The 25,018-nt window shown below is 62.8% G+C and carries 22 protein-coding genes; 9 read left to right on the top strand and 13 right to left on the bottom strand.

Annotated features, from left to right (window positions below; translation table 11 throughout):
• Positions 1-57: 57 nt before the first annotated feature.
• From ACZLZQ_RS01355 to exoK, 5 genes are all read right to left on the bottom strand, one after another.
• Complete coding sequence (locus tag ACZLZQ_RS01355) at positions 58-1,044, bottom strand: glycosyltransferase family 2 protein (RefSeq protein WP_472947765.1); 987 nt, start codon at positions 1,042-1,044, stop codon at positions 58-60.
• On the bottom strand, positions 1,001-1,954 hold the full coding sequence (locus ACZLZQ_RS01360) for a glycosyltransferase family 2 protein (RefSeq protein ID WP_472947767.1): 954 nt from the start codon (positions 1,952-1,954) through the stop codon (positions 1,001-1,003). Before ACZLZQ_RS01360 ends, ACZLZQ_RS01355 begins: the two co-directional genes overlap by 44 nt.
• A complete protein-coding gene (locus ACZLZQ_RS01365) occupies positions 1,951-2,979 on the bottom strand; it encodes a glycosyltransferase family 2 protein (protein ID WP_472947768.1) in 1,029 nt (342 codons plus the stop codon). Before ACZLZQ_RS01365 ends, ACZLZQ_RS01360 begins: the two co-directional genes overlap by 4 nt.
• A complete protein-coding gene (locus ACZLZQ_RS01370) occupies positions 2,979-4,151 on the bottom strand; it encodes a glycosyltransferase family protein (RefSeq protein WP_472947770.1) in 1,173 nt (390 codons plus the stop codon). The genes ACZLZQ_RS01365 and ACZLZQ_RS01370 overlap by 1 nt, the downstream gene beginning before the upstream one ends.
• 104 nt (positions 4,152-4,255) lie before the next feature.
• A complete protein-coding gene (exoK, locus tag ACZLZQ_RS01375) occupies positions 4,256-5,047 on the bottom strand; it encodes an endo-1,3-1,4-beta-glycanase ExoK (RefSeq protein WP_472947771.1) in 792 nt (263 codons plus the stop codon).
• 1,394 nt (positions 5,048-6,441) lie between these two features.
• On the opposite strand from exoK, the gene ACZLZQ_RS01380 reads away from it, so the two are divergent.
• Positions 6,442-6,609 (top strand): hypothetical protein, encoded by a 168-nt coding sequence (locus ACZLZQ_RS01380; RefSeq protein WP_472947772.1) that lies wholly within the window; start codon positions 6,442-6,444, stop codon positions 6,607-6,609.
• Positions 6,610-6,752: 143 nt separating this feature from the next.
• On the opposite strand, the gene ACZLZQ_RS01385 is transcribed toward ACZLZQ_RS01380, so the two are convergent.
• Positions 6,753-7,775 (bottom strand): glycosyltransferase family 2 protein, encoded by a 1,023-nt coding sequence (locus ACZLZQ_RS01385; RefSeq protein ID WP_472947775.1) that lies wholly within the window; start codon positions 7,773-7,775, stop codon positions 6,753-6,755.
• Between the two features lie 790 nt (positions 7,776-8,565).
• Here ACZLZQ_RS01385 and ACZLZQ_RS01390 point away from each other — a divergent pair.
• Together ACZLZQ_RS01390 and ACZLZQ_RS01395 are read left to right on the top strand one after the other, a co-directional pair.
• Positions 8,566-9,246, top strand: coding sequence for a sugar transferase (locus ACZLZQ_RS01390; protein WP_472947776.1), 681 nt, complete (start codon positions 8,566-8,568; stop codon positions 9,244-9,246).
• A 97-nt stretch (positions 9,247-9,343) separates the two neighbouring features.
• Positions 9,344-10,633, top strand: a complete 1,290-nt coding sequence (locus ACZLZQ_RS01395) for a polysaccharide biosynthesis/export family protein (protein WP_472947777.1) — start codon at positions 9,344-9,346, stop codon at positions 10,631-10,633.
• A 1,004-nt stretch (positions 10,634-11,637) separates the two neighbouring features.
• On the opposite strand, the gene ACZLZQ_RS01400 is transcribed toward ACZLZQ_RS01395, so the two are convergent.
• Complete coding sequence (locus tag ACZLZQ_RS01400) at positions 11,638-12,393, bottom strand: hypothetical protein (protein ID WP_472947778.1); 756 nt, start codon at positions 12,391-12,393, stop codon at positions 11,638-11,640.
• On the opposite strand from ACZLZQ_RS01400, the gene hisN reads away from it, so the two are divergent.
• The 3 genes from hisN (at position 12,392) to ACZLZQ_RS01415 (ending at position 14,191) form a co-directional block, all read left to right on the top strand.
• Positions 12,392-13,192, top strand: a complete 801-nt coding sequence (hisN, locus tag ACZLZQ_RS01405) for a histidinol-phosphatase (RefSeq protein ID WP_472947779.1) — start codon at positions 12,392-12,394, stop codon at positions 13,190-13,192. The two genes, ACZLZQ_RS01400 and hisN, sit on opposite strands and share 2 nt — an antisense overlap.
• A gap of 42 nt (positions 13,193-13,234) precedes the next feature.
• Positions 13,235-13,402, top strand: a complete 168-nt coding sequence (locus ACZLZQ_RS01410) for a DUF2256 domain-containing protein (RefSeq protein ID WP_472947780.1) — start codon at positions 13,235-13,237, stop codon at positions 13,400-13,402.
• Between the two features lie 123 nt (positions 13,403-13,525).
• Positions 13,526-14,191: a MarC family protein gene (locus tag ACZLZQ_RS01415; protein WP_472932331.1), complete on the top strand. Its 666-nt coding sequence runs from the start codon at positions 13,526-13,528 to the stop codon at positions 14,189-14,191.
• Between the two features lie 22 nt (positions 14,192-14,213).
• Here the strand turns inward: ACZLZQ_RS01415 and ACZLZQ_RS01420 are convergent, their stop codons facing one another.
• Both ACZLZQ_RS01420 and ACZLZQ_RS01425 read right to left on the bottom strand, forming a co-directional pair.
• Positions 14,214-15,632: an MFS transporter gene (locus ACZLZQ_RS01420; RefSeq protein WP_472947781.1), complete on the bottom strand. Its 1,419-nt coding sequence runs from the start codon at positions 15,630-15,632 to the stop codon at positions 14,214-14,216.
• Positions 15,633-15,748: 116 nt separating this feature from the next.
• Positions 15,749-16,195 carry a MarR family winged helix-turn-helix transcriptional regulator gene (locus tag ACZLZQ_RS01425; protein WP_472947782.1) on the bottom strand — a complete coding sequence of 149 codons (447 nt, stop codon included), beginning with the start codon at positions 16,193-16,195 and terminating at the stop codon, positions 15,749-15,751.
• A 228-nt stretch (positions 16,196-16,423) separates the two neighbouring features.
• On the opposite strand from ACZLZQ_RS01425, the gene ku reads away from it, so the two are divergent.
• From ku to ACZLZQ_RS01440, 3 genes are all read left to right on the top strand, one after another.
• The gene (ku, locus tag ACZLZQ_RS01430) at positions 16,424-17,365 is read left to right on the top strand and encodes a non-homologous end joining protein Ku (RefSeq protein WP_472947783.1); all 942 of its coding nucleotides are present in this window, start codon (positions 16,424-16,426) and stop codon (positions 17,363-17,365) included.
• Between the two features lies 1 nt (position 17,366).
• A complete protein-coding gene (ligD, locus tag ACZLZQ_RS01435) occupies positions 17,367-20,033 on the top strand; it encodes a DNA ligase D (RefSeq protein ID WP_472947784.1) in 2,667 nt (888 codons plus the stop codon).
• A 618-nt stretch (positions 20,034-20,651) separates the two neighbouring features.
• Positions 20,652-21,155, top strand: coding sequence for a MarR family winged helix-turn-helix transcriptional regulator (locus ACZLZQ_RS01440; RefSeq protein WP_472932326.1), 504 nt, complete (start codon positions 20,652-20,654; stop codon positions 21,153-21,155).
• A gap of 62 nt (positions 21,156-21,217) precedes the next feature.
• Here the strand turns inward: ACZLZQ_RS01440 and ACZLZQ_RS01445 are convergent, their stop codons facing one another.
• From ACZLZQ_RS01445 to ACZLZQ_RS01460, 4 genes are all read right to left on the bottom strand, one after another.
• Positions 21,218-21,937: a Crp/Fnr family transcriptional regulator gene (locus ACZLZQ_RS01445; protein WP_472947785.1), complete on the bottom strand. Its 720-nt coding sequence runs from the start codon at positions 21,935-21,937 to the stop codon at positions 21,218-21,220.
• Positions 21,938-22,330: 393 nt separating this feature from the next.
• Entirely contained in the window at positions 22,331-22,756 is a 426-nt protein-coding gene (aroQ, locus tag ACZLZQ_RS01450; protein ID WP_472932324.1) for a type II 3-dehydroquinate dehydratase, read from the bottom strand.
• Between the two features lie 112 nt (positions 22,757-22,868).
• Complete coding sequence (gene trhO / locus ACZLZQ_RS01455; protein WP_472932323.1) at positions 22,869-23,774, bottom strand: oxygen-dependent tRNA uridine(34) hydroxylase TrhO; 906 nt, start codon at positions 23,772-23,774, stop codon at positions 22,869-22,871.
• 126 nt (positions 23,775-23,900) lie between these two features.
• Positions 23,901-24,959 (bottom strand): peptidase M14, encoded by a 1,059-nt coding sequence (locus tag ACZLZQ_RS01460; protein WP_472947787.1) that lies wholly within the window; start codon positions 24,957-24,959, stop codon positions 23,901-23,903.
• Positions 24,960-25,018 lie beyond the last annotated feature (59 nt).

Genomic DNA, 25,018 nt, shown 5'->3' on the forward strand with positions numbered 1-25,018 from the left:
TCTCCTTGCATTGAATGGGGGCAGCGATCTGTCGCCTTCGACTTCCCCCGTTTGTCGTTATTGGGACTTGCTGGACCCGGCGATTCCGGGAAAGAACCGCTGGAGACGAACCATCAGCGGCATGCTGAGGTGACGGACTGCCGTGGGGTGTCTCACCGCCGTTCCGATCGCCTTGCCGAGAGCGCGCTGCTTGATGTGATCTACCAGCGCCAGAAAGGCGCCGGCTTCGTCGAGGCTGCGCTGTCGCAGATCAAAGGCATCGCGCGCCTTCCCGGTGATGACATGCTGCTTCTCGAAGCGAATATCGGCCTCCCGCATGCTGGCAACGTGCCGTGGCTCGAGGACACGCGAAATCGAGGCTTGACGGATATGGTAGAGATAACCGGTTCCAGGATCGACCACGCACTTGCCGCCTTTCGCCAAAACCGATGCCAAGAATATATAGTCCTCACCGATCCGAAGACTCTCCTCGTACCGAACCGTCTGCCGTACGAGAAACTCACGGTCGAAAATCGGCTTCATGTAGCCGAAGTTGAACGTCGTCTTGAAGAGGATGTTGGACCGAATAAAGTCCGCAAGATTAATTTCTTCGATCGCCGAGAGGAAGCCGGCCGGGAACATGACATCGCCGGTGCTGGCGCCTTCCTGAACCACCTCCAGATTGTCGACGACCGCCTGAGCCTGCCGACCTTCGCCGAGCGCGATCATCCGGGCAAGCCGGTCCGGACGCAGCGTGTCGTCGGAATCGAGGATGGCGATCCACCGCCCTGTCGCCACGTCGAGGCCGGCATTTCGGGCGCCGCCGGGACCGACATTGCGCGTGAGGGGCACGAGACGTACGCCGTCGCCGGCAAAGCCGCGGACGATCTCGACCGTCGCGTCTGTCGACTGGTCGTCGACGACGACGACTTCCACGGTGACGCCGACCTGGGAAAGGGCGCTGCGGATCGCTCTCGCAACACCCTCCTCTGCATTGTAGGCGGCGATGACGACGGTGACATCAGGCTGCATTGGTCTTGCCCTGGCTCGGTTCGACATCGCCATACTGGGTGATCTCGGACAGGCCGAGGAGACCGGCGACGACGCCAGCATGCATTGTTCCCCGGAGAGCCCAGCGGTTGCGCCGCGTGGCGAAGGGCACTGTGGCGGTCGCCATGGCGAAACAGAGCGCTGTCTTTGCCATCGCTGCTACCACATGACGAAGACGCGCCGCACCGCTGGCGGCCCCGATGACGATACGGCCGTGCGTCTGCCCCATGCGGAAACGCCGCTTCATCAGCCAGGAAAACCTCGCCCTGTTGGCGGGCACGGGATCATCGACGACGGCCCGCTCGGCATAGACGATCCGCCCGCCTGCCCGGGTCAGCCCCGTGAAATAGTCGGTATCCTCGCCGCCGCTTCGACCGAGCGCCACGGCGAAACGGCGGCCGGCGACGGCTGGGGAATCCCGCCGCAGCAAAACGTTGCAGGTATAGCCGGTGACGATCTCGCCATTCACCCAGACAGGCGCGGTCGAATGGAAGTCGCCCGACCGCATCCACTGCGGCGCCTCGGCCTCGTAGGCGGCACGTGCCGGCCCGAGCACCGCGTCGGCACCGTCGGAAGCTTCCAGAAGAGCGGCAAGCCAGCCGGGCGAGGCGGTCTCGTCATCGTCGATGAAGGCGAGGAAGTCGCCGCTGGCAGCATCGAGGCAGGCATTGCGCGCGATCGAAATATTCTGCGCGGGTGCATGCGTATAGAGGATGGGATGCGGGCATTCCTCTGCCAGGCGCCGCACCAGCGGCTCGGCAGTCGGCGTCACGTCGTTGTCGGCCACGATCAGCCGCACCGCCACGCCCGCTGGAACGATCTGACGCGCCAGGGAGTGGATGGTCGCGGCGAGAGCCGGTCGACGGAACGTGCAGATGCAGACGTCGACCGTCACCATGTTTGAGCCTTCCAGATCAGCGCTCATGCAAGAGCCGTCTTCTGCCGCTTCGGCGCGATCAGTTGCAGCCAGAAACCGGCCGACCAGGCAAAATGCATGGTCATCGCCGACACACCAACGAGCGGCCCGCCCTGACCCTTCAGGCTGATCCAGGCCCCGTATCCCAGGCACAAGACAGCCCATGCCAGCGCCGGCAACGCCATCCACCACCAGAAGACCGACAACAGGGCAATCAGAACGAGGGGCGCGACGCTGAGCAGGATCGCCTGCCGGATCTTCGGCCGATTGCGGTGCTTGAGGAGATTGCGCGCCCGCCCGCGACCGTAACCCAGATACTGGCGAAACAGCCCTTTGACCGTCGAGCGCGGGTAATAGACCATCCGCGTCCTGTCGGTCATCCAGATACGGTAGCCGGCAGCCCGCAGGCGAAAATCGAGCTCGGCGTCCTCATTGTGGCTGAAGCTCTCGTCATAGCCGCCGACGGCGCGGAACGCATCGATCCGCATCAGCGCGTGATGGCCATGATCGATCCAATGACCGACGCTGCCGCCCCGGTGTTTGGAGCCGCCATTGCCGAGTTTGGAATTCTGGGCCGCCGCCGTTGCCTTCTGAAAACCGGAAACGCCGCGGGTCTCCATGCCGACGACAACGGAATCGGCGCCGGTCGTCTTCATCTCGTCGATCAGCCGGTCGCAATAATCCGCGGGATAGCCGCCATGCGCGTCGATGCGAATGAGAAACTCGGCACCATCGCCAAAGCGCGCGACGACGCTGTTCAAGGCGGCGCTCTGCAGGCGGCGGGGATTGTCGACGACCGTCAGCCGGGGATAGCCGTCCTTTAGGCGCGCCAGAATTTCCAGCGTGCCGTCCGTGCTGCCACCATCGGCGACAATCAGCGAGAGGCCGAGCCGCTCCGCGGCAGGGTGCATCTGGGCGAGCAGGGCCTCGATGTGCAGCGCTTCGTTGAGGCAAGGAATGACGATCATCCCAGACGGCAAGATGGCCAGATCCGGCGGGGATCCGGTGGACGCGAAGGAGGGGTCGAAGGTCATCAGGCAGCGATCCCTTCGGGAACGATCGATCTGCCGCCTGTCACGAGACCTTCCAGACGTGCGACCAGCTCACGGCAACCGGCGGCGTCGACGATCCATTTCTGCCGTCCGTGCGCCGCGACACGCGCGCGCTCGATGGCATAGGAACCGGCATCAACCGGCTCCAGCAGGTCGATCAAGGCTTCCGGGCTCGCCTCTGGCAAAATCAGGCCGAGCGCGTTGTCTTCAAGAAAGCGTGCCGTTTCCGTGCCGGCAAGCGCGATCGGCACCACGCCATAGCGACAGCCCTCGTAGAGTCGGTTCGGCAACAGCCAGTCGGAGTTCTGGCCGGCTTCGAAGAAGTCGATGGCCCAGGTGAAATGCACTTCGCCATAGATCGCCGAAAGGTCTTCGGGATTGCGATAGGCGCCCTCGAACCGCACGTGCGGCAGGGCGGCGACGTCGGCGTGAAAGTCGGCGAACTCCGACAAGGCCGGGCGCCCGCGCAGGATCACCTCGTAACGCCCTGCCATCTTCTGGGTGAACGCGCCGAGAAGTTCGAGCGACCGTCGGCAGCGCAAGGCGCCGAACCACCCAATGCGGGTCGGCTGCTGCAGGGCCAAGGCAGGAGCAACGAAATCGCTCTCCGCTTCGCCGAGCTCCAGCACCTTGTTTTCCAGAAGCATTGTCGGGGCGGCAAACTGGCCGCGCGCCGCGAAATACTCCCGAAGGAAGGCAGGCGAACTCGTCAGCAGCAGATCGGCATTGCGCGACAGGGCACGCTCTGCACGGCGCAGCCCCTGACCGAGGAAATCCTCCCGCAAGAGCAGGCGATGGATATCCAGCGACTCGTAGACGATCGGAGACGTGCCACCGAAAAGGCTCCGCGCGCGGTTCGCCAGAGCGAGCATTTCGAGATTGCGGCCGATGATGACATCGGGAGCCGCAAGCCCTTTCAGCTTCGAACCGAGACGCGCCGCAGCTGCCGAGATCGCCGCGATCCGCTGAACAAACCGGCCATCGGCGGTAACGCCGAGGTCGATGGGCTTGAGCCCGGCAACCTCGGATACGACCTTGTCTGTCCGCCGAAAGCCGGCGAGGGTCACGCGTGCACCGCCCGCCGCCAGCATCATCACGCGCCGGCGCACTGCAGGATCCGATAGATCATGCACCAGATACAAGATGTGCAGCATGCCGACCCCTTCGAACCCCGTCCCGACCACGAATTACGGCAATTTTTGTTGCCCTGCAACATTTGGAGGAACTGAGGCGCCTTAACCTTAAAATTACTCAGCTTTTACTGTTGCGAGCACGCGACGGACGTCGGGAACTGGCACTTGTCACCCGGAGCCGTGTAGGAGATGCGATCAACTTCGAGCGCTACTTCACCCGGGTCGACAAATTTTCCGAGCCACGACTCGAGCGTATCACTCCCCCACATCGACAGCATGATGGCGGAAGGGTGGGTTGGGATGGCGGCGGTGTCCGTCACGGTGTGAACCAGAACGCCATTGACGAAGTAGCGCAGCCGCTCCTTCTCCCAGATGAAGGCATAGTCGTTGAAGGCCTGATCGGCGCCACCCTCGACCGGCGCAAACTTCTCATTCCCGCCTTTTCCGTCGACATACTGATTCAACTGGACCTGGCTCGGATCCTTGCCGAGAACCTCGAAGTCGATCTCGTCCCAAGGCTGCTTCGAGACGGGACCGACATAGGTGAACATCGCGGAATTCAGGCCCTTGCCGGCAGCGGACTTCAACCGGACCTCATAGGTACCGTAGCTATAGCGGGTCTTTGTCTGCACCTCGGCGCAGCCGTATTCCCGGTCCTTCGTCTTTTGCTTGGCAAAGACGAGTTTCAGGACACCATCCGAGAGCTTCACATTGCGCTTCAGCCAGGTGCAGTTCTGATGCGCTCCATTGTTCCAGCCATCGGAAATGTACCAGCGGCTGGGGCTGAGCTGGTTGAACTCTTCGAGAAAGGAACCGCCGGGCGGTTTTTGCTGCGCCTGCGCAACGGTTGGCACGGCAAAGAGAGCCAGGATGGCCAGGGATGTGAACGGAGCTTTTGCGATATTCCGACGAAGCATCTCATATCCTTGTTCCACGACATCGATCGTCGCTGGTTCTTTCGCACTGCACAATGGCAAGCAAACGAGAAGATAATAAGATCATGCCGAATTTTCTCCCAGCTTCCTGTCCGATTGGGCATGCGGATAGCGCTATCGAGTAGACGAAGGACAGCATGGTATCGCGTGTTCACTCAAGGCGGTGGCGGAGATGGATCGCTCTCGGCAAGCTCGAGGCCTTCCAACGCCTGAAGTGCAGAACCCGCGGTGCAAATTTCGCCGCAGTTTGCCCCTCAGGCTGACCTGCTCGGTTAAGCCAATGGGGAGGCATACCGCCTTCATTCCGGTTCTGGATTGTAACATTCTGCGGCACGCAAATTTCACAAATGACTTCTAGTGATGCGCGCCAGCGCCGGAAGGGGCACCGCCCTGGACCATGCGAGGAAACATGACTGCATCAGAACCGCCAGAATATGGCGAGTGGGAGAAGATCGGCTGGCTGCACTACGTCTGGAAGCTGCAGTCTCTTCCGACGAGCTGGAAGAGCAACTTCTATCGTCGCCGCTTCGATGGCGGGTGGGTCTACAACGAATCCCTACGCCTACCGCCCCCGGTGCTCGTTAGCTCTCAGGACCGCCGAAAGGCGAAGGGCAAGCGCTTCAAAGGCCAGAACAGGCGAAGATTGGGGTAAGCTGCAGGTCGGCGCCCTATCACTCAATACGCTCTATCCCGCGAGCTCCGCTCGACACCAGCCTGTATCAACAGCCTTTCAAGAGCGTGATGACGACTACCCCACCAGCGACAAGATCGCGCCCCACAGCAGAGCCGATAGGCTGAAGCCCAACAGCATACCCCGCATCGGGTCTCGTGCCAGAACGGTAGCAAGCGATAGCCGAACCACCCGGTAAGAATTTGAATTGGTTGAAGTGTGCAGATCCGCCTCCCTTTTTGTGGAAGTTGACCCTCCATCTCCGATGAAGTCAGCACGAATACCCTGGGTCGTCCAATAAAATTTCGGTCAAATTCACCAAAATTATTACGGGCATGGGGTGTCGAACGGCAGCCGATCACTCGCTTGCTTCAAACTCTATTTGATCACTGCGCTATCAATTGCGGTATTCAGCAATTGGACGATGGGTGGCGCGAAGCCCGAGTATTTCGTCATGGCCATACCGACTTCCCAGCTTCGGGCCGGCTGCGACACCCGACGGAGGCGCGGAAGGCCGCAGATCAGTTGCGAACAACGTAAATTTGTTCACAAGCATTAAGAGCGCAGTGGACAAATAGACGGAACTCGGCTGCACTGCTTGCTCAATGAGCTAGATCACGCTTGAGCTGGTCTTGCGGGTTTCGTCCTCTGTTTAGGACGCCAGCCGCCGGATGACAGACGACCGAAACTCCTGGGGCATTGGGAAATGGAATACGACTTCGTGTTTGAGGTACCGCCATCGAAGGCGATGAATCCAGCAATTCAGCGCAGCCCCGCTTCCGAAACGCCGAAACCGCTCCTCACCTCGATGCTGCGACGGTTGTGGACGTCGATGACCGGCGGCCTGCCGGCCCGCATGACGGGACCCAACTAGAGCGTCCCGCGCCCTCAAGGCACGAAGCCCCCCCCCCCAGCGCCCTGGCCACTTCGCATTGGACTGTCTGCGAACCGGCCCCGATCTTGCGGGCCGATGCAGGAGGACTGATCTGAGAGGATCAGAGCGGCCGTCCCCCTCGATCACTTTTTGGCTGGCGCAGGCCGACCCTTGATCAGAGTGCGCGGAAGCTTCTCATCCGCCACGACGGAAGGCCTAGCGCGGGTCGATTTCAAATGGTCGTACTTGTCCAGGAAGATATCGGTCGCGACCCCCGGCAGAGCGGACATCCGCGGAATCATGCCCATGGCCGTTCGCCATAGGCCACGCTCGGCCTTCTCATCGAGAAACCGCCTGATCTCATAACGCCGCTTTACCTGCGCGGTGTGCTGCTCGACCAGTCGCCGCCCCTCCCCCTGAAGGCCTGGCTGCTCGAGAAGAGCGCGGTCGGCTTCATACAGGCATTTCAGGTCAATCGTTCGGTGCCGGCCACTCAGCGAATTCGCTCGGACCACGGCGCCATAGCCGCAGCCATCGATGATCTTGTAACGGGCACCGGCGATCAAGGCGCGCGCGTAGAGATCGTAATCTTCGCCGAGCCGCATCTCTTCGCGATAGCGCAGACCATGCCGGTCGAGGAACGCCCTTCGCATAACCGGCTTCAGGAAGCCCGTCTCTGCGCGAGGTTGCCCCCGCACCGACAGATTGCCACGGATGAATTCAGAGAGACCGAGCAGGCGGGTGTCAGGCAGGAAGTCAGGCGCCTCGACGAGCATCGGGTCCAGTGGCGCGCCGTTCAAAAAGAGGATGTTGTCGGCGATGAAATCCCAGTCGCCCTCGGCCAGCATCCGATCGAAGCGCTGCGGCAGGAAGAAGTCATCCGCATCCAGAATGGCCAGCAGCGGCGCCTTGGAATGCAGGATCGCATAGTTGCGGGCGGCAGATGGCCCCCGGTTCGCGTCGAGCCGCTTCACCTTCAACCGCCCGGTACCGTCGTCGGCCGCAGCTGCCGCGTCGGCAGTCCCGTCGTGGGAGCCGTCGTCGACGACTACCACCTCGACGACCTGGGCTTGGCTAAGCGCCGAGCGAATGGCCTGCCCGATCGTCCCGCTGGCATTCATGGCTGCGATGATGACACATACGCCGCCGGTTGCGTCGTCAACCATCTGCAACTCCTTCCGGTCTTTCGCGTCTGCGCAAGGCATGTCCCCACGCAGAATTGTGCCTTGCAGTAGCAGAGCCCGAGAGGCGCGGGCAATTCAGGTCAGCATAGGGAATTGGATCCGCCAGCGCAGTCGCCCGCTGCAAGGCATGGCCCCACCCCCCCACATCTTGCCCCGCAGGTCGCCCATCGAACCCCGGTAGGCGGAAAAAGCCATGCACCCGGCGCGCTGCAGCGTCCCAGATTTGACGGATCAGCGGCACAAAGCTGCGGCATCCCCGGCATTTTCTGCATCCTAACGGGGCATACCCTGTGGATGCGCTCCACCCCAGCGCGCAGGCCTCTCGCTGAACCTGCAATTTGTTACACGGTGCAGACAGGCAGGAATGGATATGATCCAGCTTTCGCCGCGCGATTTTCTGAGGTCCACGCCGTTCCCGCGGACCATCGGAGAGAATTTCACCTTGGCAACCTTACCACACCTTCCCCAGCAGCTTTCGAGCAATCTATATAGATGATCTTCTGCTTGATGAGCTCTCATTCGTCCATTGAGCATATATTCGAAGCATGACCTATACTAAATTTAACCGATTTCCGCCACATTCAGACCAAATCAAGGTCCGGATGCTGAATTTTTGCTGAATGCAACTCTGATATGCACGCCTAGGCGGGCATCGCGACCCATTCCAGATCACACTTGCTTGCTCGGGCCATCGACAGTGTGGTAGCTACTGCACTGCAGCATTTTGGGTGATGACACTGAGACGCCCGTAACCAACGTGGGAAACCGGACGATGAGACCCGAAGCCAGACTAGGATCGCTTCCGATTAAATTTTCGGGTCAAGCGAATGCTCACCCACCGATCGGTGGAATGCTGAAGCGGGGCTTCGACGTTGTCGGCGCCCTCGTCGGGCTCTTGCTCCTCAGCCCGCTCTTCCTCATCCTGATGCTTCTGGTGAAGCTGTCGGGGCCAGGCTCGATCTTCTACGGCCATGTTCGGGTTGGCCGGAACGGCAACAGCTTCAAATGCCTGAAGTTCAGAACAATGGTTCAAGATGGCGCCGATGTTCTGGCGCGTCATCTGGCCGAGAACCCGGACGCGGCCATCGAGTGGGCTGCCACCCGCAAGCTGCAGAACGACCCGCGGGTAACCACCATCGGCACGATTCTGCGCAAGCTGAGCCTCGACGAGCTGCCACAGATCCTGAACATCCTGCGCGGCGACATGAGCATTGTCGGCCCGCGACCGGTCGTCACCGACGAGCTGGCGATGTATGGAAATGCCTCGGTCTACTATCTGAAGTCGCGCCCTGGCCTCACCGGCCTCTGGCAAATCAGCGGCCGCAACGATGTGTCGTATGGCGAGCGCGTCGCGTTCGATACGCACTACGTTCAGAACTGGTCGTTCGTCACCGACCTTACCATTATCCTGCGCACGGTTCCTGCCGTCCTCGCGTCGCGTGGAAGCTACTGACGCAAAGCGCTTCGGTTCATCTTGCTGCTACTGAACACTTGCCGTTCGGCCGATCTTGCGACATGACGGGCGAAGACGGAAAGAAGAGGAAGCTTCGATGAAATCCATGCGCCTTGGTGCCAGCATGTTGGTATCGCTTTTGAAGAGGCAGGCTCGTGCGGGCACCGTTTTCTCTCTGTCTGCCGCCCTGCTGCTCTCGACGCTGATCAGTTCTAACGCTGCGGACTATCAGCTTGGAACGATGGACAAGCTCCGCATCAAGGTCGTGGAGTGGCGGACCGCGGAAGGCGCGGTTCGCGACTGGACGGCGCTGGCGGGCGACTATCTCGTGGGCCCCGCGGGCAATGTTTCCATTCCGTTCATCGGCGAGGTGCCGGCTGCCGGCAAGACCACGGCCGAGGTCGCGGATGCCATCGGCGCTGAACTTCAGCAGACCCTCGGCCTGACCGACAAGCCCAATGCGTCGGTGGAACTGGCCGAATTCCGTCCCGTCTTCATTGCGGGAGACGCTTCCAATCCCGGGCAGTATCCCTTTGCACCCGATATGACCGTCCTCAAGGCCGTGAGCCTTGCCGGCGGGCTGCGCCGCTCCGACAGCGGCCAGGCGATCGAACGCGAACTCATCAACGCCCGCGGCGACGAGGCCGTCCTGGTCGCGCAGCGCAACCGTCTGATCGTGCGCCGCTCCCGCCTGACGGCCGAGGCCGCCAGCGCGGAGAAGGAAGCCTTCGACCCGCCGGCCGAACTCCAGCAGGCCGCCGATATCGAATCCATTATTTCGGATGAGCAGGCGATCATGGGCACCCGCACCCGACGCCTGAAACTGCAACTCGAGGCCATCGAGGATCTGAAGAGACTGCTCAGCAGCCAGATCGAAACCCTCGAAAAGAAGATCGTCAGCCAGAATCGGCAGATCGAGCTTTCGAAGAAGGAGCAGAGCGACGTTGGCACCCTGTCCAATCGCGGCCTTGTCGTAAACTCCCGGCTGCTGTCGGTAGAACGGACGCTGGCTGAGATGGAGACCAAGGTCCTCGATTACGAGACGGCCCTGCTGCAGGCCAAGCAGGATATCGTCAAAGCCAATCAGAACGCGATCGATCTGCAGAACGACCGGGAAGCCGAGATCGCGCAGAGCCGACAGCAGACCGAAGCCGAATTGAAGAGCGTCGACCTGAAGATCGCCATGAGCCGTGGATTGGTAAACGAGGCGACCTCGCGCGGCGCCATGATCGACACCGGAACTTTCGGCGCCACCAAGATCCGCTACACGATCGTCCGGAACCAGGAGGGCAAGCCTGAGGAACTGGCGGCCGAAGAGAACACGCCCGTTGTTCCGGGCGATGTCGTAAAGGTGGCCTTGATCCCGGCAGCCGTGCCGCTCAACTAAGCCAGCGCTGCAAAGCGCGACCTCCACGGGGAATAGACTCAAGCCGGCATCATCGGGATGGACGGCCGGCTTTTTGTTTTAAAGAAACAGAAACATGAGGATAGCAATCCATAGGATTGCCGATATCACCGATCCGATCAGGAAGCCTCTTGGACCACGCGTCTTTTTGAGCTGAATATCGGCAGCAGCGGTTGACCCCTCTTCGCCCGGATCCCGAATGATGGCCATTAAACGCCTGCCTCCCCTTACGATAATTTTCGCCCCTATAATAATTTGACACTGGCGCTTATGTATTCAGTGGATAATTAGGTCTTTAGTTTTTGGTCGTTGCAAGCTGAAAAAGATTCTGATGGTGCGAAATCTCGGTCATGCCTACTGAGTTTTTTCGGGAAGATATACCTGCCTTCTGTCATCTCACGGAATGTTTAAGACGTGCAAGACGGTCCAGATCTGAGTATTGTTATTTTAATTTTTGACCAGCTTTCACCGCAGCTGGCTGTTATATCATAGATCATGAAATAATGACGCTAGGGAAAGCAACAGTTCGTCATCTGCTGCCGGGCGCCGACAGGCTGCTTTCCCAACCTCACCGAGCGCTCGCGATCGTGATGACTTCAGCCCGACAAGATGCGGGTCACGGAGTAATTCGACAATTCTCGCGGGCTTCTCGCGCTGCGGCCACAGAGCCGTGAGCTTGCCGCCTTAAGGTCATGAGAAGGGCACTCGATCGCGCGTACGAAGAGGGTGTCAAAGACTTCTGCAGCCCTCTTAGCGATCGCAACTTCCTGGAGCGGCTTCGATGCTGCTAATTAAAGAGACGTTGTTAGGCGCTCTAATCCCGCGCACCAAGAAAGCTTACAACCGCAAACATGTAATTCACGGTTGCTTAAGCGGATTTGTATTCGCGTATAAGGAAGCAGCAATTACGGACAGCACCCTGGATTCCGTCGAATTGATAATCAGCCGATTGTCGTTACCCCGACGGCGCTCTAGGCGTCAGCCCATCATTTCTCGACCTGTTTTAAATCGGATAGATCGAGACTGCCATTCCGAGCGCTAAGACGCAGCGTATTGGCCGAGCCTTGTGCCTGGGACACGCCGGAAATATCGTGATCGCCGGTGTCGTAAAGCCGGACCTTGCCATCCTCCTCGACAGCAATGCGGTGGCTCGCCGAAAAGATGGCGTAGCGCCGGCCGTTCTGCGAGCCGCTGGCACTCGGTGTCCCGAGGTGAGCGGGCCATGAAGCGCTGTTGCTGGACTGTACCGTGCCGGCACTTGTTGCCGCATTTCCGCGCTCATTGTCGGCATGACGATCAGAAGTATCCGCTTTGCTTTCGACGCCCGCGCTCGCCTCCCGCGCCAGGCTTCCGTCCGCCATGGCCGCGGCGAGATCGTCGGCGAGGCGGCCGACGCGGGTCTTGAGGTCGCTGTTGAACATGTCGCCGATCATCAGCATGCCGCCCTGCGACCACTGTCCCATGCCGCCTAGTTCGGGGTGGCTGAACTGTGCCATGCGGCCATTGCCGGCGAGCAGCGCCTTGGACATTGCTTCCGCCGCCTCGACGCCGAAACCATGCCGCGAAGCGATCGCCGAGATCGCCTGCCGTCCGTCTTCGCTGAAGTCTACCGCCATTTGTCGTCTCCTTGTGCTGGAGATCGAACTAGGGCTGCTACCGGGGATGAAAACCGCCAGCTTTCCCCCCGCTGCGAAACGCCTATAAGACGGCCGACAGATCCGCATGAGAGGACCGCCGGCCATGCCCGCTTTTCCCTTCGATCCCGCCGAGGCGCTGGCCTTTGCCGCCGAGCTTGCCGATGCCGCGCGGCCGATCGCCTTGCGTTATTTCCGCACGCCGCTGGATGTCGACAGCAAGGCGGACGAGAGCCCGGTGACCATCGCGGACCGGACGATCGAGGCGGAGATGCGCCGGATGATCGAGGCACGCTATCCCGAGCATGGGATCTACGGCGAGGAATTCGGCGTCCGCGCGGGCAACGGCCTGACCTGGGTGCTCGACCCGATCGACGGCACCCGCAGCTTCATCACCGGCCTGCCGCTGTTCGGCACCTTGATCGCCCTTGCGTCCGACGACAGGCCCTTCGTCGGCCTGATCGACATTCCTGCCACCGGCGAACGCTGGACCGGCTCGCCGCTCGGCGCCGACTTCGCGGGCAGACCAGCCGCGACCAGCCCCCGCACAGAGCTGTCGGACGCCCGGCTCTACGCAACATCGCCGGAACTCTTCGGCACCGAAGCGCTCATCACCTTCCAGCACGTGGCGGCGAAGGCGCTGATGCGTCGCTATGGCGGCGACTGCTACTCCTATGGCTTGCTGGCGTCGGGGCATTGCGACCTGGTGATGGAGACGGGGCTGCAGCCTTACGACTTCATGGCGCTGGTGCCGGTGATCGAGGCCGCTGGCGGCGTGATCACCGACTGGACGGGCAGCAAGCTGTCGATCGGCTCGGCCGGCGATGTCCTCGCCTGTTCGACCCCGGCGCTGCACACCGCGGTACTGGCTGAAATCCGCGATCAGGCCGGGACCAATCGAGCCTGATCGCCAGGGTGGTCGATGAAAGAACGAAGCTCCGGACGAGACATGGCGAACCGCCCGACCAAAACGCATCTCCCGCAGAAGATCTGCCAGGCCTGCGGCAGGCCGTTTGCCTGGCGCAAGAAATGGGCCCGCGACTGGGATGCGGTGAAGACCTGTTCGGAGCGCTGCAAGGGCGACCTTCGCCGCAAAGCGTCAAAGCCCGAGGCCTGAGAGCCGCTCCGATCGGCAGGCGGCCGAAGGCTCACGAGGCCCGTTTGCCGCCACGGTGACGGCGCCTCGCGCACGGGGTGAACCTGACGCCGATGGGCGCGATACTTTCGAAGAGGCGATGCCATGCAGGACGGAATGCCTTGGGCGCAGAGCTTTCTGCTCGCCTTCTCCGCGCTGTTTTCGATCGTCAACCCGATCGGCACCGCGTTCATCTTCAGCCAGGTCACCGCCGAACGCTCACATGGTGAACGCGCCGCGCTGGCGAGGCGGATCGGGCTCTACTCCCTCCTCGTCATGCTCGGCGCGATATGGGGCGGCACCTATGTCATGAGCTTCTTCGGGGTCAGTCTTGCCGCGCTGCGCATCGCCGGCGGGCTGGTGGTCGGGGCGTTCGCCTGGCAACTGCTGTCGGCGCCGGAACGGCGGGAAGAGCGCAAGCAGCGACAGGCGGACGAGGCGGTTGGCGAGGCCGACGTCGCCTTCTTCCCGCTGACCATGCCGCTGACCACCGGCCCCGGCACGATCTCCGTCGCCATCGCCCTCGGCTCCAGCCGGCCCGAGGGCGGCACGGCATTTCTCACTTTCTTCCTCGGCACCTCAATTGCCGCGGCGGTGATCGCGGTGATCATCTGGCTGGCCTATCGCTGGGCCGACCGCCTCACCGCGCTGCTCGGCGAGACCCGCGTCCAGATCGTCTCCCGCCTTGCCGCCTTCCTGCTGCTCTGCGTCGGCACGCAGATCACGCTGAGCGGCGTGCTCGACGCCGTGGCCATGGCGAGCGGGCGGTAGTTGGCTCCACGGCCGGGACGGGTCAGGACACTGCGGGCTCCAGCCGGTAACGGGGCCGCCCTGCCTCGATAAACAGGCGCAGATGGCGGTGGCGGACGAGATAGACGAGCGCGACGAGGGCTGCGCCGAAACCGGAGGCCGCACCGACGCCGATCGCCCAGCGCGGACCGAAGGCATCGGCGACGAAACCGATGATGGGCGCACCGATCGGCGTGCAGCCGAGCGCGATGGCAAGGCGGATCGCCATCACCCGGCCGCGCATGCTCGGCTCCGTCGAGAGCTGGACGAGGCTGTTGGTGGTGTTGGTGAAGGTCAGCGCGGAGACGCCGACGACGATCAGCGCCAGGCCGAACAGGACGGCGTTCGGCATCACGGCGGCCAGCGCGCAGCCGACGCCGAACACCGCGGCGCCGGTGAACAGCGGGGCAAGGCCCGGCTTCTCGCGTCCGGCCGCCAGCAGTGCGCCGAGAACGGTGCCGATCGCCATGGTCGAGGTGAGGAGCCCGTAACCGCTGGCATTGGCGTGGAAGACGGCGACCGACATGGTGGAGATGAAGATCGGGAAGTTCAGCCCGAAGGTCGAGATCAGGAAGAGCATCAGGAACACTGCCCTCAGATCCGGACGCTTCCAGACATAGCGAAAACCCTCGACGAGGCTGCCGCGGGTTCGAACGGCACGCGCGCTTTTGTGCAGTTCGCCGATCCGCAGCAGCGACAGCGAGACGAGGACGGCGAAGAACGAGGCGCCGTTCAGCACGAAGGACCAGCCGGAGCCGACGGCGGCGATGGTGACGCCGGCCACCGCCGGGCCGATCATCCGCGCGACGTTGAACGACATCGAGTTGAGCGCGACGGCGTTGGACAGATCCCGCTCGCCGACGAGTTCCGAGACGAAGGTATGGCGCGCCGGGGCGTCGAAGGCGGCGACGCAGCCGAGCAGGAAGGCGAAGATGTAGACGTGCCAGAGCTGCACGAGCCCGCTGACGGTGAGAAACCCAAGGCCGAGCGCCAGCGCGCCGAGACCGGCCTGCGTCGCCATCAGCAGGCGGCGGCGGTCGAAATGATCGGCGGCAAAGCCGGTAAACGGCAGGAGCAGCAGATGCGGGCCGTATTGCAGCGCCATCACCAGGCCGACGGCGGTGGCGCTGTGGTCGGTCAGCTGGCTCAGCACCAGCCAGTCCTGTGCGACCCGCTGCATCCAGGTGCCGACATTCGAGACCAGCGCCCCGCCGGCCCAGATGCGGTAGTTGTGGTTGCGCAGCGAGCGAAAACGGCCGCGCCCGGCGGCGTCGGCGCGCGTTGGAGCCGCGGGATCACCCAGGGTGGAGGCTTGAAGCGGCATGCCGGCGCCGCCCTCCGGCGCTGTCGCCTGCTGCTGCAGGATCGCGGATGAAACAGGATCCGGCGGAACGGGATCTGTGGGGACAAAGCGGTCGGTCATGCGGAACTCCGAGAGTTCTCGGCGCGGGGCGTTTTCGTCTCGTGCGAGGCAAGCGGGAATGAAAAGGGGAAGCCTTCCGGCAGGGACTCGCCTATCCGGGGTTCAGGTGGGCGCCTCTAGGTGTCGACCAGACGATCGAGGAGACGGATCGCCCGTGCGAGTTCGGCTTGCTCCGACGGCGACAGTGCCTTCTCGAGCGCGTGGCAGAGCCAGTCCTCGCGCGCCGCCCGGTTGGCCTTGATGCGCGCGAGAAAGGCGGGGGTGACCGACCACAGCGTCTGGCGGCCGTCGCCGGGGTCGGGCGCGCCGGCGGCAAGACCCGCCGCTTCCATCGCCGCCATGTTGGCCCCCATGGACTGCGGCCGCATCGCCTCGGCCTTGGCGAGCACGGTGACGGTCGCGGGTCCCTCCCGCTCGAGACGACCGAGCACGGCCATCTGGGTCCCCGTGATCTCGCCGAGATGCGCCTGCTCGCGCAGCCGTCGCCGCAGCCGCGCGGTGACGGCGCGCAGCTCTGCGGCAAGGGCGAGCGTCGCTTCCGGCTGGTTCTTCTCCGCTGTCATACCGCCGATATAGGAGATATGAAGGCAAACTTCAAAGGCATCCTTCGTATTTTAGAAAACCGGAAGATCAGGACCGCGTGATGGCTCTGTGGGCGTGCAGAAACGACGCGCGGGAGGTCCGGCGGCGGCAGGCCGTGCGACAGCCAAACACCCCGTCATTGAGAGCCGGAACGTGCGGGACAAAGCGGCGTTGAGTCGGCAATTCTTCTCGTCCGGAGTATTGTTGGAATGGCATCTCGTCCCGTCTGGAAAGGCCAGATCCGCCTGTCGCTGGTGTCGATACCGGTGGAGATCTTCGCCGCCACCAAATCGGGTGCGCAGATCTCGTTTCGCCAGATCCACCGCAAGAGCGGCAAGCGCATCCACTACGACAAGGTGGCGGAGGGGATCGGCCCGGTCGATGCCGACGAGATCATCAAGGGCTACGAGTTCGCCAAGGACGAATACGTTCTTCTGACCGACGAGGAGATCGAGGGCGTCAAACTCGAGACCAAGAAGACGCTGGAACTGGTGCAGTTCGTCGACAGCAACGATATCCCGCCACTCTACTACGACAAGCCGTATTACGTCGTGCCCCAGGACGATCTGGCCGAGGACGCCTTCCGCGTGGTGCGCGATGCGCTGCGCGGCGCCAAGAAGACCGGGCTCGGCCAGCTCGCCATGCGCGGCAAGGAATATCTCGTCGCGCTCCGGCCCTGCGGCTCCGGCCTTCTGTTGGAGACGCTGCACTATGCCGACGAAATCCAGAAGGCCGACACGATCTTCGAGGACATTTCTGATGAGACCGCCGAGGAGGATCTCCTGGCTGTGGCAAGCGAGTTGATCAAGCGCAAGACGTCGCCGTTCAAGGCCGAAAATTTCAAGAACCACTACACCGAGGCGCTGAAGCGGCTGATCGCCGAGAAGCGCCAGCAAGGCGGCGAGGGCAGCCTAGTCATCGAAGACGACGACACCGCGGCGCCGAAGACAAAGAGCAACGTCATCGACCTGATGGCGAGCCTGAAGAAGAGCCTCGAGGGCGGGGTTCCGGAAGACGACAAGGCGAAGGACAAGGCGGCCGCCGGCGAGAAGCCGAAGCCTGCCGCAAAGACGGCAGCCGCGAAGGCCAAGCCGGCGGCCAAGGCCCCTGCTGCCAAGGCGCCGGCGCGCAAGCGCAAGACGGCTGCCTGATATGGCCGTCGACGCACTGCTGAAGACCTATCGGCAGAAGCGTGATTTCGCGCGGACGCGCGAGCCCTCGGGCGAGGCATCGGCAGCAAAAGGCGAGGGTCTCGCCTTCGTGGTGCAGAAGCACGACGCGACGCGGCTGCACTACGACTTCCGCGTCGAGTTCGAGGGGGTCCTGAAGAGCTGGGCGGTGACGCGCGGACCGAGCTACGACACCGCCGACAAGCGGCTGGCGGTGCGCACCGAAGACCATCCGATGGACTACGGCGACTTCGAAGGCACGATCCCGAAAGGCGCCTATGGCGGCGGGACGGTCATGCTGTGGGATCGCGGCACCTGGGAGCCGCAAGGCGATGCCGCAGCCGAGCTCGAGGCGGGCAACCTGAAGATGATCCTCCACGGCGAGAAGCTGAAGGGGAAATGGGCGCTGATCCGCATGAAGCCGCGACCCGGTGAGAAGCGCGAGAACTGGCTGCTGATCAAGGAAAAGGACGAACTCGCCGACGCCGGTCACGACGTGCTGACCGAGGATCGCAGCGTCAAGACCGGCCGGTCCCTCGCGGAGATCGCCGATGGAGACGAGGAGTGGGCCCGGCCGACGGCGTCCCCCGTGAAAACTACGTCGGCCGCGCCGAAAGCGAAAGTAACCGCCAAGGCGGCCAGTAAAACGAAGGCCGATACAGCGGACGAGGCTCCTGCAAAGATATCCAGCAAGCCAGCGGCAAAGCCGGCAAAGTCCGGCCGCAGCAAGAAGGTACCGGCGTTCCGCCCGCTACAGCTCGCGACCCTCGTCGATGCCGCGCCATCGGGCGGCGAGTGGCTGAACGAGATGAAATACGACGGCTACCGCATTCTCATCGCGATCGGCGGCGGAAAGACGCGGATCTACACCCGCAATGCGCTCGACTGGACCGACCGTTTCGCGTTCCTCCTGCCGGCGATTGCCGGGCTCCCCTGTGACAGCGCCTTGATCGACGGGGAGCTCGTCGCCTTCGACAGCGACGGCAACACCGATTTCTCCACGCTGCAGCGGCATCTGAAGGACGGGGGCGACCTCGCCTGCTTCTGCTTCGATCTCCTGATGCTCGACGGGGTCGACATGGAGGACAAGCCGCTGACCGAACGCAAGGCCGCGCTGGAGCAGCTGCTGAAGGGGCACGAACAACCGGTCCTGCTCTACAGCGAGCACATCCGCGGCAGCGGCCCCGCCATGCTGAAGCAAATTTGCGCGGCCGGGCATGAGGGCCTCATCGCCAAGCGCGCCGACGCCCCCTACCGCGCCGGCCGCAGCACCGGCTGGCTGAAAGCGAAATGCACCCGGCGGCAGGAGTTCGTCATTGGCGGCTTCTCGCCTTCGGACAAGAAAGGCAGAGCCTTTTCCTCTATCCTCATCGGGGTGAACGAGGACGGTGAGTTTCGCTACCGCGGACGCGTCGGTTCCGGCTTTGACGACGCGGCGCTGACCGATCTCGCGAACCGCTTCAAGGCGCTGGCGCGCGACACCTCGCCCTTCGCCGACCTGCCGCGGCCGATTGCACGGACGTCGAAATACGTTGTGCCCCAACTGGTGGCGGAAATCGACTTCGCCGAGATCACAGCAGACGGCCAGGTGCGGCACGGCGTCTTCAAGGGATTGCGGGAAGACAAGCCGGCGGCCGATGTCGCCGACGAGACAGCTAAGCCGGCAAATAAACTTGAGGGCAACCCGCTTGCGCCTCCGGCGTCGGACGCGACCGAGCCTCCGACGCCGCGCAAGGCGGTCTCACGCGGCGCGAAGGCGTCGGTGACGAAGGTCGCGGGCATCACGCTGTCGCATCCCGAGCGGGTGGTCTTCGCCAGCCAGGCGGTGACCAAGCTTGATCTCGCGGAATACTACGCTGCTGTCGCCGACCGGATGCTGGCCCATGCCGGCGGCCGGCCGCTGTCGCTGGTGCGCTGTCCCGGCGGGCGTCAGAAGGCCTGCTTCTTCCAGAAGCACGACTCCGGCGGCTTTCCCGACGCGATCCGGAAGATCGCGATCGCGGAAAAGGACGGCGGGACGGCGGATTATCTCTACGTGGCGGACGCGGCGGGACTGGTCGCCGCCGTCCAGATGAACACGCTCGAGTTCCACATCTGGGGCGCCGACATTCGCGATGTCGAAAAGCCGGACCGGATCGTCTTCGACTTCGATCCGGACGAAGGCCTGGCCTTCGCGGACGTAAAGGCCGCTGCCTTCGACATGCGCGATCGCTTGCAGAAGATGGGGCTGGAGAGCTTTGCGCTCGTGACCGGCGGCAAGGGCGTGCATGTCGTGGTGCCGCTGTCCCGCAGGCAGGCCTGGCCGGTGGTGAAGGGATTTGCCCGCGACATGGCTTATCTTCTGGAGCGGGAAGAGCCGGCACGCTTCGTCGCCAGCATGTCGAAGGCCAAGCGCAAGGGAAGGATTTTCGTCGACTGGCTGCGTAATGAGCGGGGCTCGACCGCGGTCGCCCCCTACTCCACCCGCTCCCGCGAAAATGCCCCGGTCGCGGTACCCGTCGGATGGGACGAGTTGCAAGGGCTCGTCGCGGCAAACCTCTTCCACCCCGCCGATGTGCTGAAACGCCTGGCGGACCCCGACCCTTGGCCCGGCTACAGCACGGTGAAGCAGTCTTTGACGCTGGCCATCCTGAAAAAGATGGCTGGCTGAACAATGGACAGCCCGGCTGGCCATGGCGACGCAGGCAGAGCGGGACTGATGACGCCATGGGACCCACGCGGATGACCTCACAGAGGTCGTGTCCGCGACACCGTGGGCGGCAGGCTTATGCTGAAGTAGGCTGAGCCAAGATCGTCTTTGGGATGCGGACCCGAGATCTTGAGCCTCTGGGCCAAGTCGATCGCATTCGCCCCTCAGGTTTTGGCTTATATCCCATGCCCTTCTGTTCTTATGCGACATCGTTGGGTGGCCCACGCCGCAGGCCTTATGAAACCTCAAACCTCGCCGACATAAGAAAATTCAAGAATCACGACCCTAGATAAGCTACAATTCAGAAAAATATTCAGATCGCAATAATAATACATATAGCTTATCATTGCCTGTTAATGACAATATTCGTCACTTGAATCGATTATTTTCCTTATGAAAAGCATCTGTCCTAGTTTTCTGTAAAGCGCTATACTGAAATCAGTTTGCAAGGTGTACGATTTCGTACAGCCTATTTTAATTTAGTAAATCATCCTGTACCCGTAACTAAGGTTTTGCCAGCTATTGGTAGTGCCTATTAAATGAGCACGACTAGGTGTTGTAACCAGGGGGATCGGGGACATGCCATTTCACGCCGTTGAAGCGCAGAGAGATACTGGCGCCGCTTTGCATTCGGCGATGCCGTCGAGCGACCCGGTTCCGATCGTCAGCCGGCTTTTGTCTATTTCCAAGCTGACGCGGGCTATGCTCGGGTTGAAGCTCGCCGAGATCGACCTGTGCGCGGGGCAGGACCAGTTGCTGGCCGTCTTCAACGATACCAGCCGCGCCAGCATCTCGACCTTGGCCACTGCGGTCTCGGTGCGCCCGTCGACCGTCTCGAAAATGGTCGACCGGCTGATCGAAAAGGGCCTCATGCAGCGGCTGCGGGATCCGAACGACGCCCGCACGACCCTCGTCGAACTGACGCCGCTCGGCTACCACCAGCAGCGGCTGGTGGCCAGCATCTGGCATGCGCTCGAGCTCGACCTGACCAAGGCGCTGCATTCACGCGACATCGATTCGTTGCGCAAGGAACTTGAAAGGGTCGACGGCCTCCTGGCCTCTCGGATGGCGCGCCTTCGGTAGCTTGCGCCTCGCACGCTACCGAAACCGGAGAGATATACCCTCCCGAGCCCTCCGGGCTGGGATCAGACGCGTTCGAACTTCAGCAGCCGCTCGTATTCCCGCTCGGCAAGTCCGTAGCTTTCGCCAGCGATTTCGACGAGCTTCTCGCGATCGAGCACGCGAATATTGCCGCGCGTCGCCCGGATGATGTGCAGGCCCTCGATCACGTGCAGTTCGCTGGTGATACCGGCGCGCCGCACGCCCAGCATCAGCGACAGAAATTCGTGCGTGATCGCCAGATCGTCGCCATCCAGCCGGTCGTGGTACATCAGCAGCCAGCGGGCGAGCCGCTCATGGATCGTGTAGAGCGAATTGGACAGCGCCGTCCCGGCGATCTGCACCTCGTTGACATGGATATAGCGCAGCATGAACGCTCGAAGCCGACTGTTGGCGTCGATTGCCTGGGCAAGTCGTGCCGCCGGCATGCGATAGGCCGAGCCCGGCACCTGAACGAAAGTCATGTCCGGCGTGACGTCGACGCCCAGCAGAATCGAACGCCCGGCCATCCCCTCGCGGCCGACCTGCCCCAGCTCGATCTGCTTGCCTTCAGCGCCATTGGCGACAATGGACGCAATGCCGCTCTCGATGAAATACACATGCTCAATCCGCTCCCCCGACTGCACGAGAACATCGTGCAGCGGAAGGTCGACGAGAGCGAGATGAGGCCGAATCACCTCGAAATCTTCCGTGTGCATTGCCTGCAGCAGTTGGTTACGAACGCTAGACTGACTTGGCGATGACATGTGTATCCCTTTGTGGGGAAGAGAGAACTCTTCGTCGCACGCACCCTAGACTTGATCAAGCGACGATAGGCCTATGCCCGATAAACGAGAGCCTGCACACGCGTCATAGGCGACCGTACGATTTCGAACATTTTTGGCTTCGGAGAAGCCTCGTTATTTACGAATAAATCACCACTAATCTCGGACACGATACGAAGTTCGCTTCGCTTTGTAAGAAATATTCAGAATTGTTCCTGAGTTTCCGAAGCTGGACATAAGACCGCTGACCGAAATTACAAAGGCCTACGATATATTTTCCGGCCTTCTAAGCCTCCTGTTGCTGGAAGGATAGGAGCGCGACCCGCTCAACGTACTGGACTGCTCCGATGAGTTCGCGAAGTGTTGCGGAAGCGATTAGAGGGCGATCAGGGCGTCGACGGCCAGTTGGTAGGACATCGGACCGAAGCCGGCGATGATTCCCCGGCAGACCGGCGCCAGCATCGAGTGGTGGCGGATGGCTTCTCGGGCGTGCACGTTCGACAGATGCAGTTCCACCACCACGGCCTTGGCCCCGGAGATCGCGTCGCGGATGGCGAGCGAGGTATGGGTGTAGGCGCCGGCGTTCAGTGCGACACCGGTGCCGGCAAGACCGGCCTCCTGGATCCAGGTGACGAGATCGCCCTCGTGGTTCGACTGGCGGAACTCGAGCTCCGCGCGGCCGGCGACATGGACGCGAAGGTCGGCCTCGATGCTGGCGAGCGATTGCGAGCCGTAGATCCCGGGCTCGCGAACGCCGAGGAGATTGAGATTGGGTCCGTTGAGGACCAGGATCTGGCGCATGCGGTCTATCCTGCCTGGGCTGTGATTTGAAAGCGGGGGCAAAGCTGCGGAGATTGAGCTCCGCCATGCCCGATCCTATCGCGACGGTTCCACCAAGGGAACGCCGGCACCGCTATGGCAGCGGATCAGCCTTGGTCGCGCGCCCGCTCGCGACGATCTGTGCCTGGCGGGTGCGAAAGGCGCTGGCGCGCTCGGGCGTCAGCGCCTCGGCGCAATGGCGGCAGGAGACGCCCTTTTCGTAACGCGGCTCAAGGAGATCATCCGGCGCCAGCGGAGCACCGCAGCCGAAGCAGCGGTCCCAGTTCGTCTCCGAAAGACCTTGCCCGACGGCGACACGGCTGTCGAACACGTAGCAGTCGCCTTGCCAGAGGCTTTCGGCCGCCGGCACGTCTTCCAAATACTGCAGGATACCCCCCTTCAGATGGACCACGTCCTCGAAGCCGTGCGCCAAGAGATAGGATGAGGCCTTCTCGCAGCGGATGCCGCCGGTGCAGAACATCGCGATCTTCTTGTCCCTTGCGGGATCGAGCTTTGCCGCGACGAAATCCTTGAATTCGGTGAAGGTGTCGATGCCCGGATCGATCGCGCCCTCGAAACTGCCGACGAGCGTCTCGTAGCGGTTGCGCGTGTCGACGACGACGACATCGGGATCGGCGATCACGGCATTCCAGTCGGCCGGCGCGACATAGGTGCCGGCGCGCCGGGTCGGGTCGGCCTCAGGCGCCCGCATCGTGATGATCTCGCGCTTCAGCCGCACCTTCAGGCGGACAAAGGGCTTTTTGCTGGCGGCAGAGAATTTCAGCTCCCCTTGCCGCACGCCGAACAGCGCGTCGAGCGCCTCGACCAGCGCCGGCATGGCGGCCTCGGGCGCCGCCAGCGTGCCGTTGACGCCCTCCGGCGCGATCAGCAGCGTCCCACAGGCGCCGGCGGCGTCACAGGCTGAGCGCGCAGCGGACTGCAAAGCCGGAAGGTCGGCGAGCGCGACGAAACGGTAGAGGGCGGCAACGGACCAGGTCATGCCGCCGTCATAGCCGAACCGCCGCAGGTTTTCAAAAGCCGACGGGCATTGGCGGGCCGGAAGGAGCCGCCCCTTCTGCCTTGCCCCCACCCACCGAACGTCAGGGGAAGGAAACGGTAATTCGTCTCAGGATTCCAGCGTTCCGGCCTTCGCCGTCGCCGAGCGGGCGCTGCCCAAGAGCTTCAGGAGGTCGTCGCCGGTTCTCGCCAGGCGGTTCGACTTGCGGGTGAGGATCAGGCCGGCCTGGGGCGCCAGCACCAAGGTCTCGCCACCGGCCTCGCCAGGTGCGGTCAGGATGCTGACCAGCCGGTCGCCGGCCTCAACCCGGTCACCTGGCACCACGTGGTAGAGCACCGCGCCGCCGACCGGCGCCCGCACCATCTCGACCTGCTCGAGCGGTGTCACCATTCCCTGCCATTCCGGCAGCGGCGCCAGCGTCTTGTCGGCAATGACGCCGCGCGCGACGAGGAAACGGTAGAGGCCGGCCGCGTCGCTCTCGGCAAATTCCGGCGTGACGTCGGCCTCGCCGCGAAACTCCACCGTCGTCACCGCCCGGCGCTGCCAGCTCGGATCGGCGTCCGGCAGATGCCGATAGGGCGACCAGGCGGCCTCCTCGAAGGCGCCGTCCGAGGTCTCGTCCCAGAGGAGAACGGCCTCCGAGCCGAGGCTCGCAGCGAGATCTTCCATGTGCGGCCAGTAGGCCCGCGCGATGTAGAGATAGGACGGCCCCTCGTCGTCGCAGTGGAGGTCGAGGACGATGTCGTGGCCGAGCGCCAGCCTGGTGAGCCTCGCCTTCAGCCGCTTCTCGGCGGCGATCGGCGCGTCGTCATCCGGCAGGCCGGACGTGTCCTCGGTGTCGAGCAAGGGAAAGTCGCGGTTGAAATTGGCGCGGGTGGCGAAGGAGAACCGGCCCATGTGCTGCTGGAAGAAGTGCTGGCCGGCGCCGATCGGATTGGCGTGCGGCAGGACGGTGATGCTGCCGCGCAGCCGCCCCTCGGCCTCCGCTCTTTCGAGCATCGGCACAAGGTAGTGCAAGGCGACGACGCCCGGCAGTTCGTTGCCGTGCAGCGCCGCCTGCAGGTAGGCGGTCGGCGCTGCCGTGTCGCTGCCGGAAAAGCGCAGAACGCTGAAGCGCCATTCCGTACCCGGCGTATCGCCCTTGATGATCTCGACGGTCTTCTGCACGGCCTGCCTCCGGATGGAATGTGGGCGATACCTCGGACAGGAGGCCGGCAAAGGCAAGC

Source organism: Mesocryomonas lacus (genome assembly GCF_055730105.2).

Bases quoted from the DNA above. Each gene is read 5' to 3' on its own strand.
- ACZLZQ_RS01445 (WP_472947785.1), bottom strand. From the start codon at position 21,937: ATGTCATCGCCAAGTCAGTCTAGCGTTCGTAACCAACTGCTGCAGGCA.
- ACZLZQ_RS01380 (WP_472947772.1), top strand. From the start codon at position 6,442: ATGGAATACGACTTCGTGTTTGAGGTACCGCCATCGAAGGCGATGAAT.
- ACZLZQ_RS01360 (WP_472947767.1), bottom strand. From the start codon at position 1,954: ATGAGCGCTGATCTGGAAGGCTCAAACATGGTGACGGTCGACGTCTGC.
- ACZLZQ_RS01400 (WP_472947778.1), bottom strand. From the start codon at position 12,393: ATGGCCGGCGGTCCTCTCATGCGGATCTGTCGGCCGTCTTATAGGCGT.
- ACZLZQ_RS01385 (WP_472947775.1), bottom strand. From the start codon at position 7,775: ATGGTTGACGACGCAACCGGCGGCGTATGTGTCATCATCGCAGCCATG.
- ACZLZQ_RS01395 (WP_472947777.1), top strand. From the start codon at position 9,344: ATGAAATCCATGCGCCTTGGTGCCAGCATGTTGGTATCGCTTTTGAAG.
- ku (WP_472947783.1), top strand. From the start codon at position 16,424: ATGGCATCTCGTCCCGTCTGGAAAGGCCAGATCCGCCTGTCGCTGGTG.
- ACZLZQ_RS01370 (WP_472947770.1), bottom strand. From the start codon at position 4,151: ATGCTGCACATCTTGTATCTGGTGCATGATCTATCGGATCCTGCAGTG.
- hisN (WP_472947779.1), top strand. From the start codon at position 12,392: ATGCCCGCTTTTCCCTTCGATCCCGCCGAGGCGCTGGCCTTTGCCGCC.
- trhO (WP_472932323.1), bottom strand. From the start codon at position 23,774: ATGACCTGGTCCGTTGCCGCCCTCTACCGTTTCGTCGCGCTCGCCGAC.
- ligD (WP_472947784.1), top strand. From the start codon at position 17,367: ATGGCCGTCGACGCACTGCTGAAGACCTATCGGCAGAAGCGTGATTTC.
- ACZLZQ_RS01410 (WP_472947780.1), top strand. From the start codon at position 13,235: ATGGCGAACCGCCCGACCAAAACGCATCTCCCGCAGAAGATCTGCCAG.
- ACZLZQ_RS01390 (WP_472947776.1), top strand. From the start codon at position 8,566: ATGAGACCCGAAGCCAGACTAGGATCGCTTCCGATTAAATTTTCGGGT.
- exoK (WP_472947771.1), bottom strand. From the start codon at position 5,047: ATGCTTCGTCGGAATATCGCAAAAGCTCCGTTCACATCCCTGGCCATC.
- ACZLZQ_RS01365 (WP_472947768.1), bottom strand. From the start codon at position 2,979: ATGACCTTCGACCCCTCCTTCGCGTCCACCGGATCCCCGCCGGATCTG.
- ACZLZQ_RS01355 (WP_472947765.1), bottom strand. From the start codon at position 1,044: ATGGCGATGTCGAACCGAGCCAGGGCAAGACCAATGCAGCCTGATGTC.
- ACZLZQ_RS01440 (WP_472932326.1), top strand. From the start codon at position 20,652: ATGCCATTTCACGCCGTTGAAGCGCAGAGAGATACTGGCGCCGCTTTG.
- ACZLZQ_RS01415 (WP_472932331.1), top strand. From the start codon at position 13,526: ATGCAGGACGGAATGCCTTGGGCGCAGAGCTTTCTGCTCGCCTTCTCC.
- ACZLZQ_RS01420 (WP_472947781.1), bottom strand. From the start codon at position 15,632: ATGACCGACCGCTTTGTCCCCACAGATCCCGTTCCGCCGGATCCTGTT.
- aroQ (WP_472932324.1), bottom strand. From the start codon at position 22,756: ATGCGCCAGATCCTGGTCCTCAACGGACCCAATCTCAATCTCCTCGGC.
- ACZLZQ_RS01425 (WP_472947782.1), bottom strand. From the start codon at position 16,195: ATGACAGCGGAGAAGAACCAGCCGGAAGCGACGCTCGCCCTTGCCGCA.